This is a genomic window from Moorena sp. SIO3I8, from assembly GCF_010692325.1.
Classification (GTDB): domain Bacteria; phylum Cyanobacteriota; class Cyanobacteriia; order Cyanobacteriales; family Coleofasciculaceae; genus Moorena.
Genome location: NZ_JAAHHW010000258.1, coordinates 1 through 2827 on the forward strand (window position 1 = coordinate 1; position 2827 = coordinate 2827).

General features: G+C 44.5%; 2 protein-coding genes. Both read right to left on the bottom strand.

Going from position 1 to position 2827, the window contains the following annotated elements; all coding sequences use genetic code 11:
- Positions 1 to 813 (bottom strand): response regulator transcription factor (locus tag F6K51_RS35850; RefSeq protein WP_293030574.1); only part of this gene is annotated, 813 nt, incomplete at its 3' end.
- 275 nt (positions 814 to 1088) lie between these two features.
- The gene (locus F6K51_RS35855) at positions 1089 to 1484 is read right to left on the bottom strand and encodes a hypothetical protein (RefSeq protein WP_293030577.1); all 396 of its coding nucleotides are present in this window, start codon (positions 1482 to 1484) and stop codon (positions 1089 to 1091) included.
- Positions 1485 to 2827: the final 1343 nt, after the last annotated feature.

Below are 2827 nucleotides of genomic sequence, written 5' to 3' on the forward strand. Positions count from 1 at the left end.
TAAACCAGATTGAAGTTTTACCATTGTCCGCTCAACTCTCCGCTCAACTAGTGCTCCGTTAGGGCTAAGCTGGGATTGAGCCATTGGCGCAACAGTCAGTGACCTTTCCGGTTTAGGCATTGGGACTAAGGAATTGTCCCGTGACGGTTCCACCAGAATGATGCTAGCAGGTAATAGCTGATCCGCCAGCCAACGGGCTACCAACAGTTCTCGACGGCGTCCAGTCCAAAACAGCCAATCCCAATTGGAAAGACGAGGATTTTGCAGCTGACTATTGACCTGGGCTAAAGCCGCTTCAAATTGTTGGAATCCTGATTTACGCCACTGTTGATACCAGGGAGCAAAACCTGCAGCTTTATAAGATACAGTAGGTAAGTTAGACAGTGTCTGCCAATAGGATTGACCCTCAATAATTTGACCAATGGCTTCAACAATGGTAGAGATCGCTACTCCTTTGGGGCAGTACCCATTTACACCCAATGCTTGAGCTGCTGCTAGTACAGTGGGTTGAGATTCCCTGGTCAGTAGTAAGATTGGCAAGTTAGGGTACTCCTGCTGTAATCGCTGACACAGTGGCAATCCTGATAAGGCTATCCCTTCACTTGAATTAGGGGGATCCAAAGCTAGTTCCAAAATTGCCAAATCCACGGAGTTGGTCGCCTCTAGTGCCGCTAATCTTGATAGGGCTTCTGTACCAGTATCAGCCTCAGCTACAACTAGTAGATCCTCGAAGGCTTGCAAGGCAGTCCTTATACCCAATCGGAATACTGGGTCATCATCAATCAGAAGGATATGAGTTATGCGATCGCTCATCTGGAGATAGCCTATAGGAAATGGCTTATGGCTAAAGCCTGTAAACCAATGAACGCTATGAACAATTAGCCGTTGAAGCTAGCATAACATTACCTTTTGTGGCTTGGGGGCTGAGGAACCGACCCGCTGGAGCAGGAATCCCGAAAAATTGTTAATTGTTAATTGTTAATTGTTAATCGTTAATTTAAAATTATTAATTCTCAATTAACGATTAACGAAATTTGATAATAACTGTTCAGATTAAATCAGTTTAACGCCCAATTCTTGGTCTTTGCTTAGGCTTGTGCTTGTAGCTGTTCCTGTGATTGGGCTAGCTGCTCCTGTAGCTGTTCGTGTGATTGACCTTGTAGCTGCTCCTGTGATTGGTCTAGCTGTTCGTGTGATTGAGCTAGCTGCTCCTGTGATTGGGCTAGCTGTTCGTGTGATTGAGCTAGCTGCTCCTGTGATTGGGCTAGCTCCTGTGATTGAGCTTGTAGCTCCTCCTGTAGCTGCTCCTGTGATTGGGCTTGTGCTTGTGGTTGTAGCTGTTCCTGTGATTGGGCTTGTAGCTGTGCTTTCTCTGGTTTCGGTGCCTTGGGTTTTTTCTCAAATACTTGAATGCCTGGTTGCTCTACCCGAAACCCTTTGTTAATTTTCGCTCCCAGTTTGCCAGTAATAACAGCGACCCACATGGAATACATCTCATTAGCCGTCGTGATTTTTTTCCAAACTTTAGGTTTGACCTTAATCGTAAAAATCGTGCCATCGCAATCAACATTAAATTCCTGCCAGCCGTTTTTAACAGTTTTTACTGTAGGTAACTCGTTGATTTGGATAATTATTTACAAACTGCCAGTAATTATTACCTTTTTTGGATTTTTTAATTGACTGGTTTCATCAGCTTTTTGAATACTCATTATTTCAAGCATGGGCAGCTCCTTTGGTAATCACAGTGATTTGTTTTAGGAATATGGTTAAGACAATAACTACAGCAAATATATCAGCTATAAAAATGCTGATTTAGCCAACTTTTTCCACTAACCGAAACCCCTTGGGTCAAGATGTTATACTGGTCAGGGGGAAGTCAGCAGAAGTCAGTTTGGTAGGCATAAGGAAACAGTGGTTGATCTTTTGTCTAAAGACCACCAATCCAGAGACCTTTTCCAGCCATCCCATGTCAACTGACTGACTTATTTACTCTGTGATTTTGCATTTTCTCATATTTTTATGATTTCAAAAGCGACTGCATCAAAAATGTTAGGTAAGTTTGAGAAAGTCAAAAAAACCTAATGGTTCTGGATTTGACCGATATGCAGTGGTATTCGCATCTTATTTGGAAATGCCTACTGGATATGAGAGTCATTGAATAAGTATTTTTGCTTAGGAATTTTGATAAGTATTCAGCTATCAGCGTGTCGCGTATCAGCGTGTCGCGTATCAGCCATTAGCTTATGGGCTATGGGCACGCTACTTTAGGAATAGCTTTTGAATACAATAAGCTGAGCACTGATATCAAATCCGGTTGAATAACCATACTTCCTGGTGAGGGGAGCAGGGGAGCTTCGGGTGCAGGGGAGCAGGGGGAGAAAGATGTTGTCTGGATATCGTAAGTGTGGGCAATTATCCGGATTTGATATGACCACTGACGGCTGACCACTGACGGCTGACCACTGACGGCTGACGGCTGACGGCTGACCGCTGACCGCTGAATGCTTACGAATTTTTAAATCTTTTCTGCTGAGTAAGGCTTCTAGAATTTAGATGCCTTTGCCATGAACCGATATGCGATCGCGCTCCTCATATCATGTCAGGATAATTACCCTTAATAAAAATCGCTCCCATCTCCCCATCTCCCCATTTCCCCATCTCCCCATCTCCCCATCTCCCCATCTCCCCATCTCCCCATCTCCCCATCTCCCCATCTCCCCATCTCCCCCTCTCCCCCTCTCCCCACACTTCCCATATCTAACCTCTGACAACTATTTGGGCGATAGCTAGTAAGAGCCAACGACTTAACTCCATTACCGTCGTCAAC